Source organism: Massilia sp. LC238 (genome assembly GCF_000735635.1).
In the GTDB taxonomy this organism is placed as follows: domain Bacteria; phylum Pseudomonadota; class Gammaproteobacteria; order Burkholderiales; family Burkholderiaceae_D; genus Telluria; species Telluria varians.
Genome location: NZ_JNNN01000083.1, coordinates 36,096 through 57,819, shown reverse-complemented (window position 1 = coordinate 57,819; position 21,724 = coordinate 36,096). Strand labels below are relative to the sequence as shown.

Sequence of the window (21,724 nt, the reverse complement as noted above, 5' to 3'; positions counted from 1 at the left end):
GAATCCATCCTGCAGTGCCCCTGCTTCTACTACATCGCTTGCGGCTTACATCTTCCAGCGCAAGGCGACCGAGACCGAACGTCCGACCTGCACGGTACCAAAATTGGTCAGCTGCTCGTTACCCGCATTGCCGAAGTGGTAGTACTGGCGCTGCATTTCGTTGGTCAGGTTGATGGCGCCGACATCGACCGACATCCTGTCGTTGACCTTGTAGGACACCTGCATGTCCACGCTCTTCTCGGGCTGGCGCCAGATACCGATCGGATTGGCAAACAGGGCAGCTTCGTTGGCGGCCAGGAAGGCGGAGCGCCAGACATAGGACAGGCGCGCGCTGACCGGGCCCTTTTCGTAAGCCAGGGTGGCGTTGTACGAGCGGTCGGACACGCCGAAGAACGGCGTCTCGAGCTGGGCGATGATCTCACCGGCGCTATTCGCCTCGGGAACGTTCTGCGACGAGCTGAGCTTGGTGAAACTGCCCTGGAAGCCCAGGCCGTCCAGCGGGCCTGGCAGCCACTTCGGGAAGTAGATCAAGCCCAGCTCGACGCCCTTGATGGTGCCGTCGGAGGCGTTGACCGGCGAGTTGATGACGTAGTCGTAGCCGTTGGTATGGTCGCCGCCCGAGGTCGAGTTGCGGAACGGGTCGTCCGCCGGGTCGACGTGGATCTTGCGGCGCAGGGGCACGACCAGGCCGTCGATCTTGCGCTTGAACACTGTGCCGTAGAGCGCGCTGTCTTTCTGGAAGTACCACTCGCCGGTCAGGTCGAAGTTGGTCGAGAGCGTCGGTTTCAGGTCCGGATTGCCGCCGGTGCCCGAGCCATAACCCACCCGCGACACGTCGTCGGCCAGTTGCAGGACGGGATTCAGGTCGCCGAAGTTCGGGCGGCGCAGGGTTTTGCCGAAGTTGAAGCGCGTGACGACGTCCTTGGCCGCATCGTAGGTCAGGGTCAGGCTGGGCAGGAACTTGCTGGTCGACTTGTCGGCGCCGGACGGCGTGACCGCCCGGGTAGTGGCATCGACCTTGTAGAAGGTCATGTCGGTATCGACCTTGGTGTAGCGCACGCCGGCATTGGCGCGCAGGCGATTGCCGAACAGCTCACTCTGGAAATTCCCCATCAGGTAGAGGTTGCTCGTCTTTTCCTCGATCTCGAAGGTCTTCTGCAGGCGCAGCTGGTCCGTGGTCAGGAAGTTGCTGTTGACCGAGTGATACAGCTTGCGCCACTCGTCGATATTGTCCCGGATGTAATAAGCATTGGGTTCGAGCCATGAGCGCGGAACGTCCGAGATGTCGGTGCCGAAGTTCGAGTTGGTAATGGCATACTGCGGTCCCAGCGAGGCAAGGTTGCGGCCCAGGAAGGCCGATTGGGTCCGGTTGGCTTCCGACGCCTTGCGCACGTCGTGGCGCACGCCGAACTGCAGCGTCTGCAGCGCGCCCCAGTCGGCATCGAACACGCCCGCCAGCGTGGCCGTGGCGGCGCTGCCCTTGTTGCGGTTGGCGTTGTCGTAGAATTCCGCCACATTCCACTTGCTCGGGTCGACCAGGTCGGCATTGTTATTGAAGCGGAAGGCCGTATCGCCGCCGGCATTGAAGTCGACGTCGATGGACGGCGCCACGCGATCGATCCGGGTGGCGGTGAATTGCGTGTCGAACTCGCTCGTCTGGTAGGACAGATCACCGTCCAGCTTCAGACGCTCGCCGACATTCCACTTGCCGTTCAGGGCATATACGAAGGAATCGGTTTTCGAGGTGGTGTAGTCGCCGCTGTTGAAGCCATAGACGTTGTTGACCTTGCGGGTCTTGATGACGTTCGTACCCGGGAAAGTCGTGATCGTTCCCGCCGGGTTGCTGCCCAAATCGCCCCACCAGTCGACAAAGCTGAACAGCAGCTGGTTGAACGCCTTGTCGCGATAACCGTTGTACATCGATTCGAAGGTGTAGACCGCATCGCTGTTCGGTTTCCACTGCAAGGCGATATTCGCGGCGGGACGCTTGCGCTCACCCTGGACGTCGCTCTGGAAGATGGCGTCGCGCGCCAGGTAATACGGATAGGCCTTGCCGTCGAAATTCAGGGTCGAACCGGCTGCCATCGGCAAGCCGGTACGGGTTCCGGGCGCCCAGATGTTGTTGTCGAAGATGCGCTGCAAGGGCGTATACCCTGGCGGCACTTCGGCCGCATTCGGGCTGGTGAACGGCACCATGGCGCCCGGCGTCACGCTTTCATTGCGATATCGCGTCTGGGTGGCCGCCAGGTTGACCAGGGCGCCAACCTCGCCGATGCCGGTTTCCCAGCGGTTGCTGAACATGGCGCTGAGCTGCGGGTTCCACTTTTTCGCGGGATCCAGATAGGTTTCGCGCGCCGAGATCGACACCTGCGGCCCCTTGAAATCGAAGGGCCGCAGCGACTTGACGTCGATCTGGCCTGCAATGCCGGTTTCCAGCTGGCTGGCGTCGCGCGTCTTGTACACGTCAATCTGGCGCACCAGGGTCGAGGGAATGTCCTGGAGCGCGACCTGGGTGCCCGAGGCGGTAAAGATGTTACGGCCGTTCCAGGTGGTCTGGACGTCGGGCAGGCCGCGGATCGACAAGGCGCCGACTTCGCCGCCGGCGCGGTTGGTGACCTGGATCCCGGTCACGCGCTGCAGCGCTTCGACGACATTGTTATCGGGAAGCTTGCCGATGTCTTCAGCAACGACCGATTCCACCACCTGGTCGCTGATGCGCTTGATCGCCAGGCTCTTGATGAGCGATGCCCTGACGCCGGTGACGACCACGGTCTGCGTATCACTCGGCTCCGTCGTGTCGGCCGCGGGAGAGATTTCCTGGGCGCCAACCGTGGCGGCGCTCATCAGGCCTGCTCCGGCCAGTGCGGCGACCGTGGCGCGAAGTGTGAAGGCGTGACCGGTACTGGCCGCGGCGCGGCCGAATGATGTGCGTTTCATACGTCTCCTGATGTCGTTGTCGTTATGGCCGCTGTGCCGCGGCTTTGCTGTTATTACATGCTCGACAGGAATGGTAGGCGCTGCATCGAGAGCATTCCAATCATATTTTTGGCCAATCCGATACCAAAACATGTATCGGCCGGGCAATCACAATCGTGATTGCTTGCCTGGCCATGCGCACGCGCTGCCTTGACTCGCTACCATGCAAGCCTGTCTGCTCATCCGAACAAGAAGGACATCATGCTCAAACCGATCGCCGGCGCCGCCGCACTCTTCTTCTCCACCCTCCCCGCGGCGCATGCCGAGGCGCCCAGGCCGGTCAAGGTGCTGATCGTCAGCGGCGGCTGCTGCCATGACTATCCGCGCCAGCGCGCAGTGCTGGAACGGGCGCTGAAGGAGCGCATGCCGGCCGAAGTCAGCCACGTCTACCACGATCCCAGGCCCGGAGAACAGGCGACGCGTCCGGCGCTGCCCATCTACGGCAATCCGGGCTACGCCGACGGCTACGACGTGGTGATCCACAACGAATGCGCGGCCGACGAGGACAGCGCGCAAGCGCTCGACGCCGTGCTGGCGCCGCACCGCAAGGGCATCCCGGCCGTGAACCTGCACTGCGCGATGCATTCCTACCGCTCGGGCGACTGGCGCCGGCCAGTGAAGGCCGGCGACGCCAATGCGCGCTGGTTCGAGTTCACCGGCATCCAGTCCAGCGGCCACGGGCCGCAGTCGCCGATCCGCCTGAGCCTGGCCGCCAAGGAGCATCCGATCGTGAAGGGATTCGTGCCCTACACGACCGGCAGGGACGAGCTGTACAACAACCTGAGCAACTTCGGCGTGACGCCGGTGCTGACCGGGACGCAGCCGGAATCGAGCATCGAAGCGGACCGCGCCAAGGTGTATACGGTGGCCTGGACCCACCTGTACGGACCGCAGCGCACGCGTGTGTTCAGCACCACGCTGGCCCACAACGCGGCCGAGATGGAAGACCCGCGCTACCTCGACCTGGTCGCGCGCGGTGTGCTGTGGGCGGTCGGCAGGCTGTGACTCAGTCGCGGACCAGGCTGACGTCGTCCAGCATCAGCCACTGCCCGTCCTTGCCCTCGGTGTAGACACCGACCTGTACGCTGCCCTTGCGCACGTCGATGCCGGGCAGCGTGACCTGCGTCCAGTCACCGAGCGCCCCGGTAAAGACATGCGCGATTTCCGGTCCGCCGTGGCCGCTGACGAACAGGCGCGCCACGCCGTGGGCGCCACTGCTCCTGACCCAGGCCCGCAGGGTGTAGCTGCCGTTCGGCAGCTTGATGTCCTGGATCGCGCTGCCCATGCTCGGATCGGCATGCCTCAGCACCAGCGCCCAGCGGCTGTTGCGGCCATCCAGGGTGTTCACGATCGGCGCGGCGCCTTTCAGGCTGGTCCAGCTGGTGCGCCAGCCGGCCACGCTGGTTTGCGTGACGCGGTCAGCCTCGAAGCCGGGATTGAGCACGTAGTTGTTGCCCTTGCCGACCGACCAGCTGCCCTTGGCGGCATCGAGCCTAAATTCGCTGAGCGAGTTGAACACCGGTTTATCGCCCTCGAAGGAGAGCGGCGCCCAGATGTTGTAGCCGATGCCGTTGGCGGCGTAGTTGCTCCAGCGGTCGCCCGCGTACAGCACGGTCGTGCCTTCGCTGCCCTGCACGGGAACGAAGAAGCCGTTCTGCGACACGTGCGAAAAATCGGCCTCGGTGCCCTCGATCAGCCGCTCCGGCGTGTAGGGGCCGGTGATGCTGGTCGCGGTCATGTAGAAGCTGCGCGAGGCGTTCCAGCCGTGCAGGTCCGACGAGCAGAAGTAGTACAGGCCCTTGTACTTGAACATGGCATTGCCTTCGCGCCCGCCGGCCGGCGCCGAATGCACCAGGGTGGCCGGTTCCACGGCCAGGAAGTCCGAGGCGCGCAGCGGCGCCACGTACAGCTTGCGCCGGTCGCCCCCGCTGCTGAACACCAGCCAGGCCTGGCCATCGTCGTCGACGAACACGGTCTGGTCGCCCGACGTCGGCGTGGCGACCCGGTCGATCCGGGTCTGCAGGCGCTCATAAGCGAAGGGCCCGGTGGGCGAATCGCTGGTGGCGAACAGCACGCCGCTGCCGTTTTCCCGGCTGCCGTACTGGGTCAGCAGCACGTACTTGCCGCTGCGCTTGTTGTGGACCACGCCCAGGCGTCCGACCCAGCCTGGCTTGTCGAACATCTTGCCCGCCGCACCCGCCTTGAGCACCTCGCCTTCGAACTTCCAGTTGACCAGGTCGGTGGACGAGTAGGCCGTTACTGCGCTGAACGTCGGGTTGGCGCTATTGGGCTTCGGCGTCGGCGCCCTGGCGTAGCTGACCGCCTCGGCGTACTTGGCGCCGTACCAGTAGTAGGTGTCGCCCACTTTCAGGATGCCGCCGCCCTGCGAGTAGATCGGCGTGCCGGACGTGTCCTTCCAGAAGACGCCGTTGCGGATGGTCGATTCGGCGGCGCAGGCGATCGGCGCCAGGCCGCAGAGCCCTGCACATATGAGCAGGATTTGTAAATCACGGCGTGGATTCATGAAGCTCATTGATGAGTCGCTACCCGCTTGCCGTTGACGACCACGTTCTCCAGCCGCAGATTGGCGACATCCGCCGTATCGAACTTGTCGCCCTCCAGTCGCACGTCGAAGTCCTTCAGCAAGACGTCGCTGATCGATGTCTGTCCCGGATTCGGCTTGATCGTCCCGAAGGCCTTGAGGCGTCCGCGGATGCCCACCAGGCTGATGTTGCGCACGATCGACTTCGGCGGCGGCGCGCCCTTCAGGTCGAAGTACTGCGTCCAGGGCTGGATCGTGACGATCTGGCCGCCGGAGTTGTCGACCGTGATGTTCCTGAAGTGGATGTTCTCGTAGTGCTGCGGCGTGTCCGGGCGCAGCTTGAAGACGGCCAGGCTGTCCACCTTGCCCGTGACCCGGCAATCCTCGATGAGGACGTCGCGCACCAGGGTCGCCTCGCTGCCGAGGGCCAGCATGTGGTGGCCGCGCCGGAACTCGCAATTGCGTACCCGGATGCCGATTACCGGCGGGCTGTCCTTGTCCTCCATCGCGAACGGCCCCTTCGAACCCTTGGCGGCGATGCAGTCGTCGGTCACCGAGAAGTAGCAGCCTTCGACCAGCACGTGCTGGCAGCTGTCCAGGTCGATGCCGTCGGAGCTGGGCGCCTGGTGGTAGTCCTCGGGCACCACGAAGCGGGCATTGCGTACCGTGACCTGCTGGCAGCGGTACAGGTGCAGGTTCCAGAACTGGGAGTCCTTGAAGGTGACGCCCTCGATGCTGACGTCCTTCGAGCGCTCGATCAGGGCCAGGCGGGCGCGCGGGATGCCGATGTTCTTGAAATTGTGCGGATCGGGTGCGGCATTGCGCAGCTTCCAGAACAGGTCCCAGATCGGCCGGCCGGCGCCATCGAAGGTGCCGGACCCGCTGATCCGCAAGCCGTCGCAGCCGTTCGCATTGATCAGCGCCGGATTGAAGTTGGGGGCGAAGTGCCCCTCGATGCGGGTGCGGCCGGCCGGGAAGTGGCGCAGGTCCGTCGAGCAGCGCAGCACCGCGCCCTCGTCCAGGTGCAGGTTGACCTTGGGCTTGAAGAACAGCGCGCCGCTGACGAACACGCCGCTGGGGACCACCACGGTGCCCCCGCCCTGCGCCGCCACGTGGTCGATGGTCTTCTGGATGGCCGCGGTGTTGACCGTGGCGGCATCGGCGACGGCGCCGAACTCCGTGATCGAAGTGCGCCGCGCCGGCGCGGGCGTGGACGGCGAAGCGCAGCCCCACAGGGGAGCCGAGAGTAAGGACAGCGTCAAGGCGCGGCGGGTGGAAAGACGGTTTGGCATGCTGGCTTCCTGATCTCCTGTTTCGTGGGCCGCCGATGCGGCCCCCAAGGTATAGACGAAAACCGGGAATCAGTCTCTAGCCGCCGCCGGGATAATCACATTGTTGATTGCTTCTCGGCGGCTGCGGGGGCAAGCGCGTCCTCGTCCGCGGCCTCGATCGGCGCCCGCAGGATGTCCTCTACCGGCGCGTCCGGCGCGACGTCGAGCGTGCGCAGCGCATCCTGGACCACGCTGGCGAACACCGGCGCCGCCACCCGCCCGCCGAAGTAGCCGCCCTCGGTCGGCTCGTCGATCATCACCGCGACGATGATGCGCGGCCGCGACACCGGCGCAAGACCGACGAAGCCGGCGATGTAGCGCTTGGTGTAGCGTCCTCCCACCGGCTTGTGCGCGGTGCTGGTCTTGCCCGCCACCCGGTAGCCGGGCACCCGCGCGCGCGGCGCGGTGCCGCCCGGCCAGGTGGCGCGCTCCATCATGGCGCGCACCGCGGCCGCGCTGGCGCTCGACAGCACCGGGCGTGCGGCCGGCGGCTCGTCCACTTTCAACAGGCTGAGCGGCACCATGTCGCCGTCGCGCGCGAACACTAGGTAGGACTGCGCCATCTGCATCAAGGAGGTCGCCATGCCGTGTCCATAGCTGATGGTGGCCTGCTCGATCGGCTTCCAGGAGCGGTGCGGGCGCTGGCTGCTGGCCGCCGTGCCGGGAAAACCCAGCTGCGGCGGCTGGCCGAAGCCGACCTGCATCAGCATCGACCACATGTCTTGCGCCGGCATCTGCAGCGCCAGCTTGACGGTGCCGACGTTGGAGGACTTCTGCAGCACCTCGGCCACCGTCAGGGTGTCGTGCCGGCTGGCGTCGCGGATGGTGGCGCGGCCGATGGTGAGGCGCCCGGGGGCGGTCTCCACCAGGGTGTCGGGCGTGGCCAGGCCTTTCTCCAGGGCCAGCGCGATGGTGAAGGGCTTGATCACCGAGCCCGGCTCGTAGATGTCGGTCAGGGCCCGGTTGCGCAGCTGGGCGCCGGTAAGGCCCTTGCGCTCGTTCGGGTCGTAGTCCGGCAGGTTGGCCAGCGCCAGCACCTCGCCGCTGCCCACGTCGAGCACCACGATGGCGCCGGCGGCCGCCTGGTGGCGCTCGACCGCCGCCTTCAGGTGGCTGCGCGCCGCATGCTGGATACGGCCGTCGATCGCCAGCGCCAGGTCGCGGCCGTCGCGCGCCGGCAGGCGCCCGCCCGCGTCCTCGGCGATGCGCCCGAGGCGATCGCGGATCACGCGGCGGCTGCCGGCCGTGCCGCCCAGGCTGGCCTGGTGCGCCAGCTTGATGCCCTCCTGTCCCTGGTCCTCGACGTCGTTGAAGCCCACCACGTGCGCCGTCAAGGCCCCATGCGGATAGTGGCGGCGGCTCTCCTTGTGGGTGTGGATGCCGGCGATGCCGAGCGCCTGGACCCGTCCGGCGGTGGCCAGGTCGACCTGGCGCTTCAGGTAGACGAAGCCGCGCCGCGAGTCGAGCCGGGCGTCGATTTCCGCCCGGCTCAGCCCGAGCTGGCGCGCCAGTTCGTCCAGTTGCGCAGGCTGGGCGCCGCGCGCCTCGGCGGGAATCGCCCACACCGCGCGCGCCGGCAGCGACAGCGCCAGCACCTCGCCGTTGCGGTCGAGGATGCGCCCGCGGGTGGCCGGCAGCTCCAGCGTGCGGGCATAGCGGGCCGCGCCCTGCTTCTGCAGGAATTCGTCGGACCACAGCTGCAGCCAGACCGCGCGCCCGGCCAGGGTCGCGAAGGCGGCGAACAGCACCAGCAGCAGCAGGCGCGAGCGCCAGGCCGGCAGGCGGCTCTCCAGCACCGGGCTGGCGCTGAAGGCGTGGCCCTTGCCGGCGGCGACGCGGCCGGTCTCGCCCATCTAGCCGTGCTCCCGCGGCTCGTCGAAGCTGCTGGTGTCGGCTTCCAGCACCGGCAGGGCCAGGCCGAAGCGCAGCGCCAGCAGGCGCAGGGCGAAGCCTGCCGCGATCGCGGCGCTGGTGGCGACACCGGCGGCCACGCCCAGCTCCAGCAAGCCCAGGTAAAGCACCCCGGTGGCCAGGGACACCGTGGCGTACAGGTCGCGCTGCAGCACCAGCGGCACCTGGTTACACAGGACGTCGCGCAGCAGGCCGCCGAACACGCCGGTGGCCATCCCCATCAGGATCACCACCACCCAGTGCGCGCCGGTGGACGCGGCGACGTCGCGACCGATCACGGTGAAGGCCACCAGGCCGAGCGCGTCCAGCCACAGGAAAGCGGTCTTGAGGCGATGCATGCGGCGCGCCAGCAGCGCCGCCGCGATCGCGGCGCCGACGGTGAAGGCCAGGTATTCGGGATGCGCGACCCAGCCAAGCGGGTAGTGGCCGATGAGCAGGTCGCGGATGGTGCCGCCGCCCAGCGCGGTGACGGTGCCGACCACGCACAGGCCGAACAGGTCCATGCGGCGCCGCATGCCCATCAGGGCGCCGGACGCGGCTTCGGCCGCGATGGCGACCAGGTAGATCGTGTGGAGCAGGCTCATTCTCGGGGGTCGACAGGATGGCGGAGTTCGGTGCGGGGCATGGTACGATGCGGCTATCGATGTGTCCAATGCATTATTCTTGCCATATTGATGCATCGAGTGCATGGGAGCGGGACGTGAACATCAAGCAGCTGGAACATCTCATCGCGGTCGCCGAAGCGCGCTCCTTCAGCCGCGCGGCCGAGCGCCTGTTCATCACCCAGCCGGCGCTGAGCCGCAGCATCCAGGCGCTCGAGGACGACCTGGGGGCGCCGCTGTTCGACCGCATCGGCAAGCGCATCGAGCTCACGCCGCTGGGCAGTCATGTGTTGACGCGCGCCGGCCGCCTGGTGCGCGATGCGGGCGAGCTGGCGCGCAGCGCCGATATCTTCCGCCAGGGCGCGGGCGGCGCGCTGCGCATCGGCATGGGATCGGGTCCGGCCGCCATGCTGATGGCGCCGCTGCTGTGCCACATGGCCGAACGGCACCCGGGGGTCAAGCTCGGCATCACGCGCGGGCCGCTGGCGCAGCAGCTGGTGCAGCTGCGCGCCGGCCAGCTCGACGCCCTGGTCGCGGACGCGCACAGCATCGCTCCGGCGGAGGACCTGGTGGCCGCGCCGCTCGGCGAGCTGCGCACCTGTTTCGCCTGCCGCCCGGGCCATCCCTTGCTGGCGCACGACACGCTCACGCTGGAGCAGCTGCTGGCCTTTCCGGTCGCCTCCACGCCTCTGTCGGACGAAGTGGCGCGCCTGTTGGTGGCCGCCTACGGGCCGGCGGCCCTGCCGGAACGGATGGTCACCCTGCAGTGCGAGGACGTGGCCAGCCTGGTCGATGCGGTCGGCCGCTCGCAGGCCCTGTTCCTGGGATTGGCAGCGGCCGCGCGCGCCGGCGGCCTGGCCGAACTGCCGCTCCGTCCGCGCCTGGACGCCAGGGCGCGCTTCGCCTGCGTCACCCTGGCGGGCCGCACCGAGAAGCCCTTGCTGCCGGCGTTTCGCGCCTTCGCGGCCGGGCTGCTGCAGGACTGAAGCTGGAACTTAGGAGAGCAAAGAATGGATACGCAACAACTGTGGGTCGAGCCGGTCGGCGACATCATCATCGCGCGCATTCGCGGCGCCTGCACCGCAGCGCTGCTCGAGGAATGCCAGCGGCGCGTCATCGCGCTGGTGCAGGATACCCGCCAGGTGAAGGTGCTGTACGACTCGCTCGAAATGGACGTCCCCTCGGTCGACATCGCCCTGGTGCAGCAGGACCTGGAGTCGCGCGCCTGGGAGCGCTACGGCCCCCTGCCCTTGCGCCGGGCGATCCTGGTCGCCAATACCCGCATCGCCTACCGGGCCCGGATCGCCTTCGGCGAACTGGGCGAAGGCAGCTACCGGGTGTTCTACAACGACCTCGCGGCGGCGCTGCGCTGGCTCGACGAGCCGCCGCAGATCCCGCTCAGTTGAAGCGCCCGGCCGTGCCGCCCAGGCTGTAGCGGCCGGCGCCCAGCAGCGCGACCGCCAGCGCCGCGGCCAGGAACATGCCCTGCAGTTCGAGCGCCCAGCCGCCGGTGTCGTTGAGCGTGAAGAACTGCGCGGTATGGGCCAGCAGCACCGCCACGATCATGTTGACCGCCACCACCAGCGCCGCCGCGCGGGTGAACAGCCCGACCAGTATCAGGATCGGCGCCACCACTTCGCCGACGTACACGCCGTAGGCGAACACCCCCGGCAGGCCGGCGCCTTCGACCATGCCGGTGATCGGGCCGATGCCGCCGACCAGCTTGGAAAAGCCATGGAACAGCAGCATGACCGCAAGCGCCGCGCGCAGCAGCAGCTTGCCTTCCTCGTCCATGCTACGGGGTGCAAGGTTCGTGGTTTGCATGATCACTCCTTCCGGATGAGTTGTCTTGACATCATCGCCCTTCGACCGATTCGCGGGCGCACCGTTCGCTTCATTCGAATGCATAGGCGTCCATCGCCAGCACCCCGTGTTCCACGCTCGCGTGCAGGCGGGTGGCACGCGCTTGCGGCCCGCCCGCACCCAGTGCGACGAACAGGGGCAGCAGGTGTTCGTCGGTCGGATGGTTGCGTACCGCGTTCGGGGCGCGGCGGCGGTAGTCCAGCAGCTCGGCCTGGTCGCCGTTCTCGAGCGAGGCCTGCATCCAGCGGGCGAAGTCTTCCACCCACGCGGGCGCCGGCGCCTCGACCGCCTGGCCCCGGTATTCGTGCAGGTTGTGGGTCAGCGAACCGGAGGCCAGCACCAGCACGCCTTCGTCGCGCAGCGCGCCCAGGGCCTGGCCGATGCGCAGGTGGGCGGCGGGATCGCCGCCCTGCAGGATCGAGAGCTGGGTGACCGGCACGTCGGCATCGGGATACATCAGGCGCAGGGGCACCCAGGCGCCGTGGTCGAGCCCGCGCCCGGCGCTGCGTCCGGCCTGGATGCCGGCCTGCTCCAGCAGGGAAAGGGCGCGTTCGGCCAGGCCGGGCGCTCCCGGCGCCGGATACCGGATCTCGAACAGGGCGCGCGGAAAGCCGCCGAAGTCGTGGATGGTGGCGGGTTGCTGCGCCAGGCTCACGGCCGGGGCGCCGATGGTCTCCCAGTGCGCCGACACGGCCAGCACCGCGCGCGGACGCGGCAGCGTTGCGCCGAGCTGTTCGAGGAAGCGGCGCGCCGGGCTGTCCTGCAGCGCCAGCATGGGCGAGCCGTGGGAAATGAACAGGGCGGGAAGGCGGGGCATGGTGTCTCTCCTCATGAAAGACCCCATCTTATTGTCTTATGCAGCGCCGATAAATAGGCTTGAGCGGATAGGACTGTTTCACTTACAGGAACAATCGTCTTAATCGCGCCAGGGCGGATCCGCGAATGCCTCGACCAGGAAATCGATGATCACCCGCACCTTCGGCGCCAGGAATTTACGCGAAGGATAGACCGCATAGATGCCCAGCGCGATCGAGCGCCAGCCTGGCATCAGTTCCACCAGCAGGCCCTCGGCCAGGTCGGCGCCGACCATGAAGCTGGGCTGGAGGATGATGCCCTGCCCTGCCAGCGCGGCGGCGCGGCAGGTGTCGCCATTGTTGGTGCGCATGCGCGGCTGCACCTTCACGGATTCCTCGCCCGCGGGGCCGGAAAAGCTCCAGGTGTCGCCGGACGCGAACAGGCTGTAGCCGATCACCGCATGGCGCGCCAGCTCGGCCGGCCGTGCCGGCGCGCCATGCGCGGCCAGGTAGGCCGGCGCGGCGCAGGCCACCAGCCGTGTCGAGGCAAGCCGCCGGCTCACCAGCGACGACGCGGGCAGCTGGCCGATCCGCACGGCCAGGTCGTAGCCCTCGTCCACCAGGTCGACCACCCGGTCCGACAGGCTGACGTCGAGTTCCAGTCCGGGATGGCGCTCCAGCAGCCGCGGCCACAGCGGCGCCAGGTGCATCAGGCCGAAGCTGAGCGGCACATTGGCCCTGGCCACGCCCTGGGCCGTGGTACTGCCCGATCCGAGCTCGGCTTCCGCTTCCTCGAGCCGGTCCAGCAGTTCGCGGCAGCGCGCGTGGAACAGCTCGCCTTCCGCGGTGGTCGAGAGCCGGCGCGTGGTCCGGTGCAGCAGGCGCACGCCGAGGCGCTCCTCGAGCTCGGCCACGTGGCGCGACACCGCCGCCTTCGACATCCCGAGCCGCGCCGCGGCCGCCGTGAAGCCGCCCGCCTCGACCACGGCCGCGAACACGCGCATTTCCTCGAACCTGTCGGTCATCCATCTTTCCTGGTCTGCAATGATGAGGGCGATTCTACCCGCACATCTCGCCTGAACCCGCCGGTTCTGCCACAATGTGGCCGTACACCGGAGCCGCACGATATGTATCACGAACCGAACCGCCAATCGATCAGCATGCTGGTCAGGGATTTTTATGCCGATATCCGGCGCGACGAGCTGTTGCAGCCGGTATTCGACGGCGCCATCGGCGCCAACTGGGAAGCCCACCTCGAGCGCATGGTGGACTTCTGGTGTTCGGTCATGCTGTCGAGTAGCGAGTTCAAGGGCAATGTCTACGGCAAGCACATGGGCTTGCAGGGCATCGAGGCGGAGCATTTCCGGCGCTGGCTCGGCCTGTTCGAGGCGCATGCGCGGCGGCTGTTCGCGACGGAAACCGCCGACGCCTTCCTGGCGGCGGCCCGGCGCATCGCCGCCAGCCTGCAATACGGTTATTTCGGCCGCGTCGAAGTGGCTTGAGGGGAGCATCATGAAACACCTGCCCGCCGGGCTGGATCACTACAAGAGCACGCCGGTGTTCGACCAGGACACGGTGCCGGCGGGATTGCGGCGCGCGCACAGCACCGCGGCCGGCGTCTGGGGCCGCATCGTCGTCCACGAGGGCAGCCTGCGCTATGTGATCGAGGCGCCGGAGGCCGAAGAACACGTGCTCGCGCCCGGGACGCCGGGCATCGTCGAACCGGGCGTGCCGCACCATGTCGACATCGCAGGGCCGGTGCGCTTCTGCGTGGAGTTCCACCGCTAAGCGGCCGTTCGCCTGCGCCTCAGCGCGCGGCCCGGCGGCAGCGCCGCGGCCAGGCCCAGCCCCGCCAGCAGCATCGCCAGCGTTGACGGTTCCGGCACCGCCGGCACCGGGTCGAGCAGCACCGAGCCGTAGCAGAACACGCCGGTGCGGTCGCAGCGGTGCGCCAGGATCTGGCCGCGGTCGTTGATCTCGTCGGCCGCGATCAGCAACAGGTCGGCGTCGCGGTCGATGCGGGTGTTCAGGTCGATCAGCCGGCCGTCGGCATACAGGAAGGCGCGGCCGTCCGCGACGCCGACCACCTGGCCGAGATTGTTGATGTCGTAGGCGAAGCCGTTGCGGGCCCGGGGCGTCAGGTTGAAGTAGGTGTCGCCGTCCCAGAGGAAGGCGTGGTTGCGGCCGTCGGCCTGGGTGAAGTAGCCGGTCACCCAGCCGGCGTCGTTGATGGCCTGGCCGGACACCGGGCTGCCGCCGACGCGTGGCAGCTCGGTCAGCATCCCTTGGCTGTACACGGCGGTGCGGGATCCGAATCCGTTGTCGTAGACGTCGTAGCTGACCAGCACCTCTCCGCGCTCGTTGATGTCGCCCGGGCCGCTGTACTCGGGACCGACGATGTCGACCACCCCGTCCCTGAGTACGGCGGCGCGGAAATCCGGACTGCGCGCTGCGATCTCGCCGCGCTTGTTGATGTCGCGCGCATCCTGGATGCCGTAGCGGGCCGTCAGGTCCTGCATGTGACCTTCCGCATACAGGAAGGCATGGTCCTCGCCCGTGGCCGTGGTCGACAGTCCCACGGCCTGGTCGAGGTCGTTGAGCGCGCGGACCTGGGTGATGTAGCCGCCCAGGCCGCCGACCGATTCCGCGAAGCGCTGGCGGATGATCCCGGCGCCCTGATAAGGCGTTTCCGGTCCGAAGCTATTGACCGCGTAATGTCCCTGGTTGTTCAGTGCGAGCGCGCGGGCGTACTTGCTGCCCGCCCCTGTCCAGGAAAAATAATCGGGCGCCGCGGTGGCCAGCTGGGGCAGCGTGCCCAGCAGTGCGGCGGCGCAGGCGCAGCGCCAGGTCGTCCTCGTCATATCAGCCGCCCGCGGCGCTTGCCTGCGCCGCCCTGCATATTTGATTTGCATCGAAGCCCACCTTTCGAGTATTTTCGATCCTGTCCACACGCACGACGAAAGGACCACACCATGTTCCTCGAACGCGTCTGTATCGCCACCGATGGCTCCGATCTGGCCGTCCGCGCCGCCCAGATGGGCACCCTGCTCGCCCGCTCGGGCGCCGGACGCATCGTCGCGGTCTCGGTGGCGCAACCGCAGTTCCACCGGCCGGAAAGCGGCAAGGCCGCACCGGACAACGAATGCGCCCAGGCGGAATTCGCACGCGCCCGCCGGGCCGCCCAGGCCCACGTCGAAACGGTGCTGGACATCGCCCGCCAGACCGGCGTCAGCTGCGATGCCGAGACGCCGCTGGCTTCGGCGCCCGGCCCCGACATCATCCGGGTCGCGGAAGAACATGGCTGCGACCTCATCGTGATGGGCACGCACGGGCCGAACGACGCGAACCGCCTGTTCGTCGGCAGCGTGGCGCAGTACGTGCTGGCCAATTCCAGCATCCCGGTGCTCCTCTTGCGCGACCCGCGTGAAGCGTCGCAGCCCGACTTCATCGAGGGCGTCGCGTCCTGAGCGGCGGCTTTCCGCCTCAGGGCACGATCGCCACTTTCAGCACCCCGTCGCGCTGGTTGGCGAACAGGTCGTAGGCTTCCTCGATCCGCTCGAGCGGGAAGCGGTGGGTCACCAGCGGCCGCAGGTCGACGCGGCCTTGGGCGACGATGTCCATCAGCCGACGCATGCGGTGCTTGCCGCCGGGGCACAGCGTCGTGACCAGCTTGTGGTCGCCGAGGCCGGCGGCGAAGGCGTCGACCGGCAGGCCCAGCTTGCCCGAATACACGCCCAGGCTCGACAGCGTGCCGCCCGGCTTGAGGGCGCGCAGGCAGCTTTCGAAGGTCTGCTGGGTGCCCAGGGCCTCGATCGTGACGTCGGCGCCCTGCCCGTCGGTGAGTGCGAGGATGGCCTCGACCGGATCGGCCTGCCGGAAGTCGATCACGTGGTCGGCCCCCAGCCGCCTGGCCATCTCCAGCCGCGCCGGCACCGTGTCGACCGCGATGATGCGGCTGGCGCCGCGCAGGCGCGCCCCGGCGGTAGCGCACAGGCCGATCGGCCCCTGGGCAAAGACCGCCACGGTGTCGCCGATGCGGATCGCGCCGTTCTCGGCGCCGCCGAAGCCGGTGCTCATGATGTCGGGGCACATCAGCACCTGCTCGTCGCTCAATCCGCTTGGTACCGGAGACAGGTTCGCCATCGCGAACGGCACCCGGACGTACTCGGCCTGGCAGCCGTCGATCGTGTTGCCGAAGCGCCAGCCGCCGAGCGCATGTCCGCCGCACTGGGACTGGTGGCCCTCTACGCAGGGATGGCACTGGCCGCAAGGCGTGATCGCCCCCACCACCACCCGCTGGCCGAGCGTGTAGCCCTCCACCCCAGGGCCGAGTTGGGCGATCACGCCGACCGGCTCGTGGCCGATGGTCAGGCCCGGCGCGACCGGATACTCGCCTTTCAGGATATGGACGTCGGTGCCGCAAATGGTCGTCATCGTCACCTTGACCACCGCTTCGCCGGGACCGGCCCGGGGCACCGGCTTGCGCTCCAGCGCGATCCGGCCGGGGCCGAGTAAGACTGCCGCTTTCATCATTTCCATGGGATCCTCCTGCCGCTGGTTCAGTGCGCCATCAGGACGGGCAAGCGCGCGTTCTGCAGCACGTAGCGCGTGACGCCCCCTAGGAACAGCTCGCGGAATTGCGAATGGCCGTAGCAGCCCATGACCAGCAGGTCGCAGCCCTCCTGCGCCGCCAGCCCAAGCAGTGCCTGCCCGCCGTCGAGGCCGCGCTCGACCGCCATGATCCGGGCCTGGACGTCGTGGCGTGCAAGGAAGGCGGCAAGGTCGGCCTGGTGCTGCGGCTCGCCCAGCTCGGTGTCGCCGGGCGCGCGGAAGGCAACGACGCTCACGCGCGCGGCGCGCCGCAGCAGCGGCAGCGCGGCCTGTAGCGCGGCCGCCGCCTCCTTGCTGCCGTTCCAGGCGGCGAGCACATGGCGCAAGGGACCGGGCAGGGCCGGGGCGCAGGGCACGACCAGCACCGGGCGCGCGCAGGTGAAAGCCACGTATTCGGGGATGCGCACCACGGTCTCGCTCAAGGCTTCGTCCGGGTCGTCCTGGCTGACCACCACCAGGTCGGCGAAGCGTCCCAGCCGCGCCAGCGCTTCGCTCGGGAGGTCGCACACCAGGCGTTGTTCGAACGCCACGCCGGCGTCCCCCGCCAGCGTGGCGAACTGCGCGAGCGCGCGCCCTGCCGCGTCGTGCAGGGGAGCGAAGTAGCTCGCCTCGAGGCTGCCCGGCACCACCTTGTAGCCGTGGGGGAAAACGTCGCGCGAAACACCGATGGCGGCGACACCCAGCAGGTGCGCCCCGTGTTCCCCGGCCAGCCAGGCCGCGACGCGGAGTCGTTGCGGCGCGTGACGTGATTCGTCGGCATGCACGACGATGGTCCGATAGCTCATCGATCTCCTCCTGTGCCCGAGGCCGCAAGCGCAGTCGCGCGACCCGCCTCGCCCCTGTCTTTTGACCGGATCAACCAACCCTGGTTCGTGCCGCCATCCACTTGCGCAGCTCCAGTCCGGCCAGCGCCAGCAGCGCCATGCCGAGGGCGGCGGCCAGCGCGGCCGGCGGCGGCGGGGCCAGGTCGAGGAGCCCTGCCAGCGCCGGCACGAACAGCGCCAGCGCGAGCAGCAGCAGCGCCGCGCCGGCGATCGCCCAGAACACCGGGTTGGCGACCCGCAGCGTGCTCCCGACACCGTCGAGCTGGCGGTTCGACAGCAGTAGTGCGAGGTTGCACAGCACCAGCGCGGCAAAGGCGGCGCCGCGCGCCTCCGGTTCCGGCAGCCATGCGAGCGCCCAGGCATACAGTGCCACGAGCAAGGCCAGCACCCAGGCGCCCTGGACCAGCGCACTGCCGACGGCCGCGCGCCCGAACAGGGCCTCGCCGGGCGCGCGCGGCGGGCGCCGCATCAGGTCCGCCTCGGCCGGTTCGTTCTCGAAGGCGAGCGAACAGGCGGGGTCGATCACCAATTCCAGGAACACGATATGGAGCGGGTACAGCATGACCGGCCAGCCCAGCAGCACGGGCAGCAGCGCCATGCCGGCAATCGGGACATGCATCGCCATCACGTAGCACATCGACTTGCGCATGTTGCCGAAGATCCGCCGGCCCGTCGCGATGGCCTCGACCAGCGAAGCGAAGCGGTCGTCGAGCAGGGTCAGTTCGGCGGCTTCGCGCGCGACGTCGGTGCCGCGCCGGCCCATGGCGACGCCCACGTCCGCGGCGCGCAGCGCCGGCGCGTCGTTGACCCCGTCGCCGGTCATCGCGACCACCGCGCCGCCCTGCTGGAGCGCCTGCACGATGCGCAGCTTCTGCTGCGGGGCGACGCGGGCGCAGACGTCGGTGGCGGCCAGGCGGCGCGCCAGCCCGGCGGCGTCGAGCGCGGCGATCGCGGCGCCGGTCAGCACCGCGTCGGGCGCTCCCGCGTCGAGCCCGGCCTGGCGCGCGATCGCGCGCGCGGTCTCGGGATGGTCGCCGGTGATCATCACGACGCGCAGGCCGGCGCCGCGGCAGGCCGCCACGGCGGCGGGAATGTCGGGACGCAGCGGATCCGCCAGCGCGGCGAGACCGAGCGGCTCGAGGCCGAAGGCGGCCGGCTCGACCGGCATGGCCCGGGCCCCGGCAGTGGTCCACGCGCGCGCCACCGCCAGCACCCGCAGGCCGGCCGCCGCCATCCGCGCGGCCGCCTCGAGCAGCGCCGCACCCGCGGGCGCGGGCGCGCCGCACATCGCCACGATCGCCTCGGGCGCCCCCTTGGCGGCGACCAGCAGGCGGCCATCGCCGCAATCCCAGACCTGCACCAGCGCCGGCCGCTGCGGCGTCAGGCCGTACTCGTGCACCAGCGTCCAGCCGGGCGCCAGCGCCCCGCCATCGGGCAGCGCATCGGCGGCCAGGCGCCAGAACGCGGCCTCCATCGGGTCGCTGCCGAGCGCCCGGCTGGCGCGCAGCGCGCAGGCCAGCAGCTCCTGGTGCGGCGCGGCCATTGCGTGCCCGGCAGGTCCGTCATGGAGGCTGCCGTCGCGCCACAGCTGCGCCACCGCCATCCGGTTCTCGGTCAGGGTGCCGGTCTTGTCGACGCACAGCACCGAGGTCGAGCCCAGAATCTCGATCGCCGCCAGGCGCCGGGTCAGCACCTGGCTGCGCGCCAGCCGCCAGGCGCCGATGGCCGGGAACACGGTCAGAATGACAGGGAACTCTTCCGGCAACATGGACATCGACAAGGCGATGCCGGCCAGCAGCGCCTGCAAGGGATCCTGGCCGCGCAGCACCAGCAGCAGGACCAGTGCGGCGCTGACGGCGCCACCCAGGATCGCGAAGCGGCGCGCCAGGGCCCTGGTCTCGCGCTGCAGGCGCCCGGGCGGCGGCGCGATGCCGCCCAGCGCCGCCCCGATGCGGCCGATCTCGCTGCGCACGCCGGTGGCGCTGACCCGGGCCAGGCCATGCCCCTGCACCACCAGCGTGCCGGAATACACCCACGGCAGGTCGGCGCCGCCGGGCGCCTGCGGGCGGTCCGCTCCTGCGCCGCCCTGCGGCGCGGGCAGCTTGCCGACCGGGACCGATTCGCCGGTCAGCAACGACTCGTCCACCTGCAGGCCCGCCGCCGCCAGCAGCAGGCCGTCGGCCGGCACCCGGTCGCCTTCGCCCAGCTCGACCAGGTCGCCTTCGACCAGTTCGGCGGCCGGCAGTTGCCGGGCGCTGCCGTCGCGCCACACCAGGGCAGTCGGCGCGCCGAGCTCGCGCAGCGCCTGCAGGGCGCGCTCGGTGCGGCCCTCCTGGTACAGCGTCATGCACAGCATCAGGACCACCATCCCGAACAGGAAGGCCCCTTCGAAGGGTTCGCCCAGCACCAGGTACAGGACCGCGGCTCCGACCAGCAGCAGGTACATCGGTTCGCGCGCGGCATCGAGCGCGATGCGGCGCCAGCGCCGCCCGCCGCTGTCGGGCAGCTGGTTGGGGCCGTCGCGCGCCAGGCGCCGCGCGGCTTCCTCGCTGTCCAGCCCCGCAGGGGCGGCGGCGCCGGGCTCGACTTTCATGGGGTCTCCCTTTCGGAGGCCGGCAGGGTCTCGCGCGCCAGCTCGACGCGGTCGCGGCCGTTCGATTTGGCCCGATACAGCGCCGCGTCGGCGTCGGCCAGCAGATCCTCGACGCCGGCATGCCCGGGGGCCAGGCCGGCGACCCCGATGCTGATCGTACAGCGCACTTCGCCCCGAGGAATCGCGAGGCGGATCGCGCCCACTGCCGTTCGCATGCGCTCGGCGCAGGCGAGGGCTTCCTCGACCGTGGTTTCGGGCATGACGCACACGAACTCCTCTCCCCCAACCCGGCCGAAGTAATCGCTGGCGCGCAGCAAGTCCGCGCATGCCTGGCTGACCGCGCGCAGGAGCGCGTCGCCGACCGGATGGCCCCAGGTATCGTTGACGCGCTTGAAGAAATCGATGTCGAGCATGGCGATCGCCAGCGGATGGCCGTAGCGCCGCGCCAGGGTGATATCGTGGCTGGCCAGTTCGAGCAGGTAGCCTCGCGCCAGCACCCCGCACAGGCTGTCGTGGCGGGCTGCATGGCGCAAGGCGCGCTCGGCCAGGAAATTCCTTCGCACCAGCCGTCCCTGGAAGCGCGCCACCTCCGCCACCAGGCCGAGCATCACGAGGTAGGCCAGCACGCTGCTGGCGAAGGCCGGCTCCGGCAACTGCGCTGCCGCCAACCCGAGGAATAGCAGGCTCGGCACCAGGGCCAGCGCGGACAAGCGAAGCAGGCGCGGTTCGACCAGGGCCAGCGGGAACATCACCCCCGTGATCGCCGGCAGCGCCAGCAACAGGCCATCGGGCAGCAGGGCGGCGCTGAGGATCATTGCGCCGGCATGGGTGATGTAGACCAGGGCACAGCGCCAGGCGAGCGGGATGCGCCCGTCCCAGTCCCGATAGCCGATGGCGCCGATCAGGACCAGGCCCAGCCGGATTAGCGCAGTGGTGGCGGCCTGCTGGGGAGAGATCCAGTAGTCCCATGCGCTGAACAGCAGCACGCCGAGACCGAACAAGCCTCCGAGCGCCGGCAGCATGCCGGACAGGCTGCGGTCGAGCGCCAGGCCGAATTCGCGTTCGTCGTCGGGCGCGAGCGCGCCGGTCAGGCGCGCGGCCCGGAATGGAGATGCGGCCGGACGCTGTTTCCCCATCTGCACGTGGCCGCTCTTAGCCGGCGCCGGCGGCTGGCCGCAAGACCATGACCGGCACCGGCGCGCCTGCGAGCACGGCCTGGGTCACGCTGCCGGCCAGCAGACGGCTCAGGCCGCGCCGGCCGTGCGAACCCATGACGATCAGGTCGCATTGCTGCTCGCGGACGGTATCGGCGATCGCCTCGGCGGGGTCGAGCGCGCTGCAGGTCAGCGCCGTGCAGGCCACGCCCGCCTTGGCGCAGCGCGCGGCGATGGCATCGACATAGCGCTGGGCATGCTCCAGCAGCACGTCCATCTGCAGGCCCGGATCGTAGGCCATGGCGCCTTCGAGCGACTGGAAGGTGGGTTCGGGAACTGCGACGGACAGCGCCACGATCTCGCTGCCCTCGCGGCCGTAAACGAACTCGATGGCGGCATCGACCGCCGCTTCGGAAACGGGCGACCCGTCGGTCGGGACCAGGATACGTCGGTACATGGCAATCTCCAGACAGGGTGGACGAACGGTTGAGGACCAGTCTGTCCTCGCGCATGCTAAAAATCT

At 69.1% G+C, this 21,724-nt stretch carries 20 protein-coding genes; 6 read left to right on the top strand and 14 right to left on the bottom strand.

What is annotated here, in order from left to right; translation table 11 throughout:
- Window positions 1-45: 45 nt before the first annotated feature.
- The gene (locus FG94_RS25150) at window positions 46-2,937 is read right to left on the bottom strand and encodes a TonB-dependent receptor (RefSeq protein WP_051997097.1); all 2,892 of its coding nucleotides are present in this window, start codon (window positions 2,935-2,937) and stop codon (window positions 46-48) included.
- A gap of 240 nt (window positions 2,938-3,177) precedes the next feature.
- On the opposite strand from FG94_RS25150, the gene FG94_RS25145 reads away from it, so the two are divergent.
- The gene (locus FG94_RS25145; protein ID WP_036217461.1) at window positions 3,178-3,981 is read left to right on the top strand and encodes a ThuA domain-containing protein; all 804 of its coding nucleotides are present in this window, start codon (window positions 3,178-3,180) and stop codon (window positions 3,979-3,981) included.
- 1 nt (window position 3,982) lies between these two features.
- Here the strand turns inward: FG94_RS25145 and FG94_RS25140 are convergent, their stop codons facing one another.
- From FG94_RS25140 to FG94_RS25125, 4 genes are all read right to left on the bottom strand, one after another.
- The gene (locus FG94_RS25140) at window positions 3,983-5,500 is read right to left on the bottom strand and encodes a family 43 glycosylhydrolase (protein WP_036217683.1); all 1,518 of its coding nucleotides are present in this window, start codon (window positions 5,498-5,500) and stop codon (window positions 3,983-3,985) included.
- Between the two features lie 5 nt (window positions 5,501-5,505).
- Window positions 5,506-6,810: a glycoside hydrolase family 28 protein gene (locus FG94_RS25135; RefSeq protein WP_051997096.1), complete on the bottom strand. Its 1,305-nt coding sequence runs from the start codon at window positions 6,808-6,810 to the stop codon at window positions 5,506-5,508.
- Window positions 6,811-6,905: 95 nt separating this feature from the next.
- A complete protein-coding gene (locus tag FG94_RS25130) occupies window positions 6,906-8,702 on the bottom strand; it encodes a penicillin-binding protein 2 (protein ID WP_051997094.1) in 1,797 nt (598 codons plus the stop codon).
- Entirely contained in the window at window positions 8,703-9,344 is a 642-nt protein-coding gene (locus FG94_RS25125) for a trimeric intracellular cation channel family protein (protein WP_036217458.1), read from the bottom strand.
- Window positions 9,345-9,460: 116 nt separating this feature from the next.
- Here FG94_RS25125 and FG94_RS25120 point away from each other — a divergent pair, with 116 nt between their 5' ends.
- Both FG94_RS25120 and FG94_RS25115 read left to right on the top strand, forming a co-directional pair.
- Window positions 9,461-10,348, top strand: a complete 888-nt coding sequence (locus FG94_RS25120; RefSeq protein WP_036217456.1) for a LysR family transcriptional regulator — start codon at window positions 9,461-9,463, stop codon at window positions 10,346-10,348.
- Window positions 10,349-10,372: 24 nt separating this feature from the next.
- Window positions 10,373-10,768, top strand: coding sequence for an STAS/SEC14 domain-containing protein (locus FG94_RS25115; RefSeq protein ID WP_036217453.1), 396 nt, complete (start codon window positions 10,373-10,375; stop codon window positions 10,766-10,768).
- Here FG94_RS25115 and FG94_RS25110 read toward each other — a convergent pair.
- The 3 genes from FG94_RS25110 to FG94_RS25100 form a co-directional block, all read right to left on the bottom strand.
- Window positions 10,761-11,186 carry a DoxX family protein gene (locus tag FG94_RS25110; RefSeq protein WP_036217450.1) on the bottom strand — a complete coding sequence of 142 codons (426 nt, stop codon included), beginning with the start codon at window positions 11,184-11,186 and terminating at the stop codon, window positions 10,761-10,763. The two genes, FG94_RS25115 and FG94_RS25110, sit on opposite strands and share 8 nt — an antisense overlap.
- Before the next feature lie 70 nt (window positions 11,187-11,256).
- Window positions 11,257-12,042 carry a dioxygenase gene (locus FG94_RS25105; RefSeq protein ID WP_036217448.1) on the bottom strand — a complete coding sequence of 262 codons (786 nt, stop codon included), beginning with the start codon at window positions 12,040-12,042 and terminating at the stop codon, window positions 11,257-11,259.
- 99 nt (window positions 12,043-12,141) lie between these two features.
- Window positions 12,142-13,044 (bottom strand): LysR family transcriptional regulator, encoded by a 903-nt coding sequence (locus FG94_RS25100; RefSeq protein ID WP_036217446.1) that lies wholly within the window; start codon window positions 13,042-13,044, stop codon window positions 12,142-12,144.
- 102 nt (window positions 13,045-13,146) lie between these two features.
- Here FG94_RS25100 and FG94_RS25095 point away from each other — a divergent pair, with 102 nt between their 5' ends.
- Both FG94_RS25095 and FG94_RS25090 read left to right on the top strand, forming a co-directional pair.
- A complete protein-coding gene (locus FG94_RS25095; protein WP_036217444.1) occupies window positions 13,147-13,521 on the top strand; it encodes a group III truncated hemoglobin in 375 nt (124 codons plus the stop codon).
- A 10-nt stretch (window positions 13,522-13,531) separates the two neighbouring features.
- Entirely contained in the window at window positions 13,532-13,807 is a 276-nt protein-coding gene (locus FG94_RS25090; RefSeq protein WP_036217443.1) for a DUF1971 domain-containing protein, read from the top strand.
- Here FG94_RS25090 and FG94_RS25085 read toward each other — a convergent pair.
- Complete coding sequence (locus FG94_RS25085; protein ID WP_036217442.1) at window positions 13,804-14,880, bottom strand: PEP-CTERM sorting domain-containing protein; 1,077 nt, start codon at window positions 14,878-14,880, stop codon at window positions 13,804-13,806. The genes FG94_RS25090 and FG94_RS25085 overlap by 4 nt on opposite strands.
- Window positions 14,881-14,991: 111 nt before the next feature.
- Here FG94_RS25085 and FG94_RS27755 point away from each other — a divergent pair, with 111 nt between their 5' ends.
- The gene (locus tag FG94_RS27755; protein ID WP_051997093.1) at window positions 14,992-15,486 is read left to right on the top strand and encodes a universal stress protein; all 495 of its coding nucleotides are present in this window, start codon (window positions 14,992-14,994) and stop codon (window positions 15,484-15,486) included.
- Window positions 15,487-15,502: 16 nt separating this feature from the next.
- Here the strand turns inward: FG94_RS27755 and FG94_RS25075 are convergent, their stop codons facing one another.
- The 5 genes from FG94_RS25075 to FG94_RS25055 form a co-directional block, all read right to left on the bottom strand.
- Window positions 15,503-16,558: an NAD(P)-dependent alcohol dehydrogenase gene (locus tag FG94_RS25075; RefSeq protein ID WP_036217440.1), complete on the bottom strand. Its 1,056-nt coding sequence runs from the start codon at window positions 16,556-16,558 to the stop codon at window positions 15,503-15,505.
- Window positions 16,559-16,578: 20 nt separating this feature from the next.
- A complete protein-coding gene (locus FG94_RS25070; RefSeq protein ID WP_036217437.1) occupies window positions 16,579-17,415 on the bottom strand; it encodes a universal stress protein in 837 nt (278 codons plus the stop codon).
- A 70-nt stretch (window positions 17,416-17,485) separates the two neighbouring features.
- Window positions 17,486-20,047 (bottom strand): HAD-IC family P-type ATPase, encoded by a 2,562-nt coding sequence (locus tag FG94_RS25065; RefSeq protein WP_036217431.1) that lies wholly within the window; start codon window positions 20,045-20,047, stop codon window positions 17,486-17,488.
- A complete protein-coding gene (locus tag FG94_RS26310; RefSeq protein WP_051997092.1) occupies window positions 20,044-21,183 on the bottom strand; it encodes a GGDEF domain-containing protein in 1,140 nt (379 codons plus the stop codon). The genes FG94_RS25065 and FG94_RS26310 overlap by 4 nt, the downstream gene beginning before the upstream one ends.
- Window positions 21,184-21,199: 16 nt before the next feature.
- Complete coding sequence (locus tag FG94_RS25055; RefSeq protein WP_036217428.1) at window positions 21,200-21,658, bottom strand: universal stress protein; 459 nt, start codon at window positions 21,656-21,658, stop codon at window positions 21,200-21,202.
- Between the last annotated feature and the right edge of the window lie 66 nt (window positions 21,659-21,724).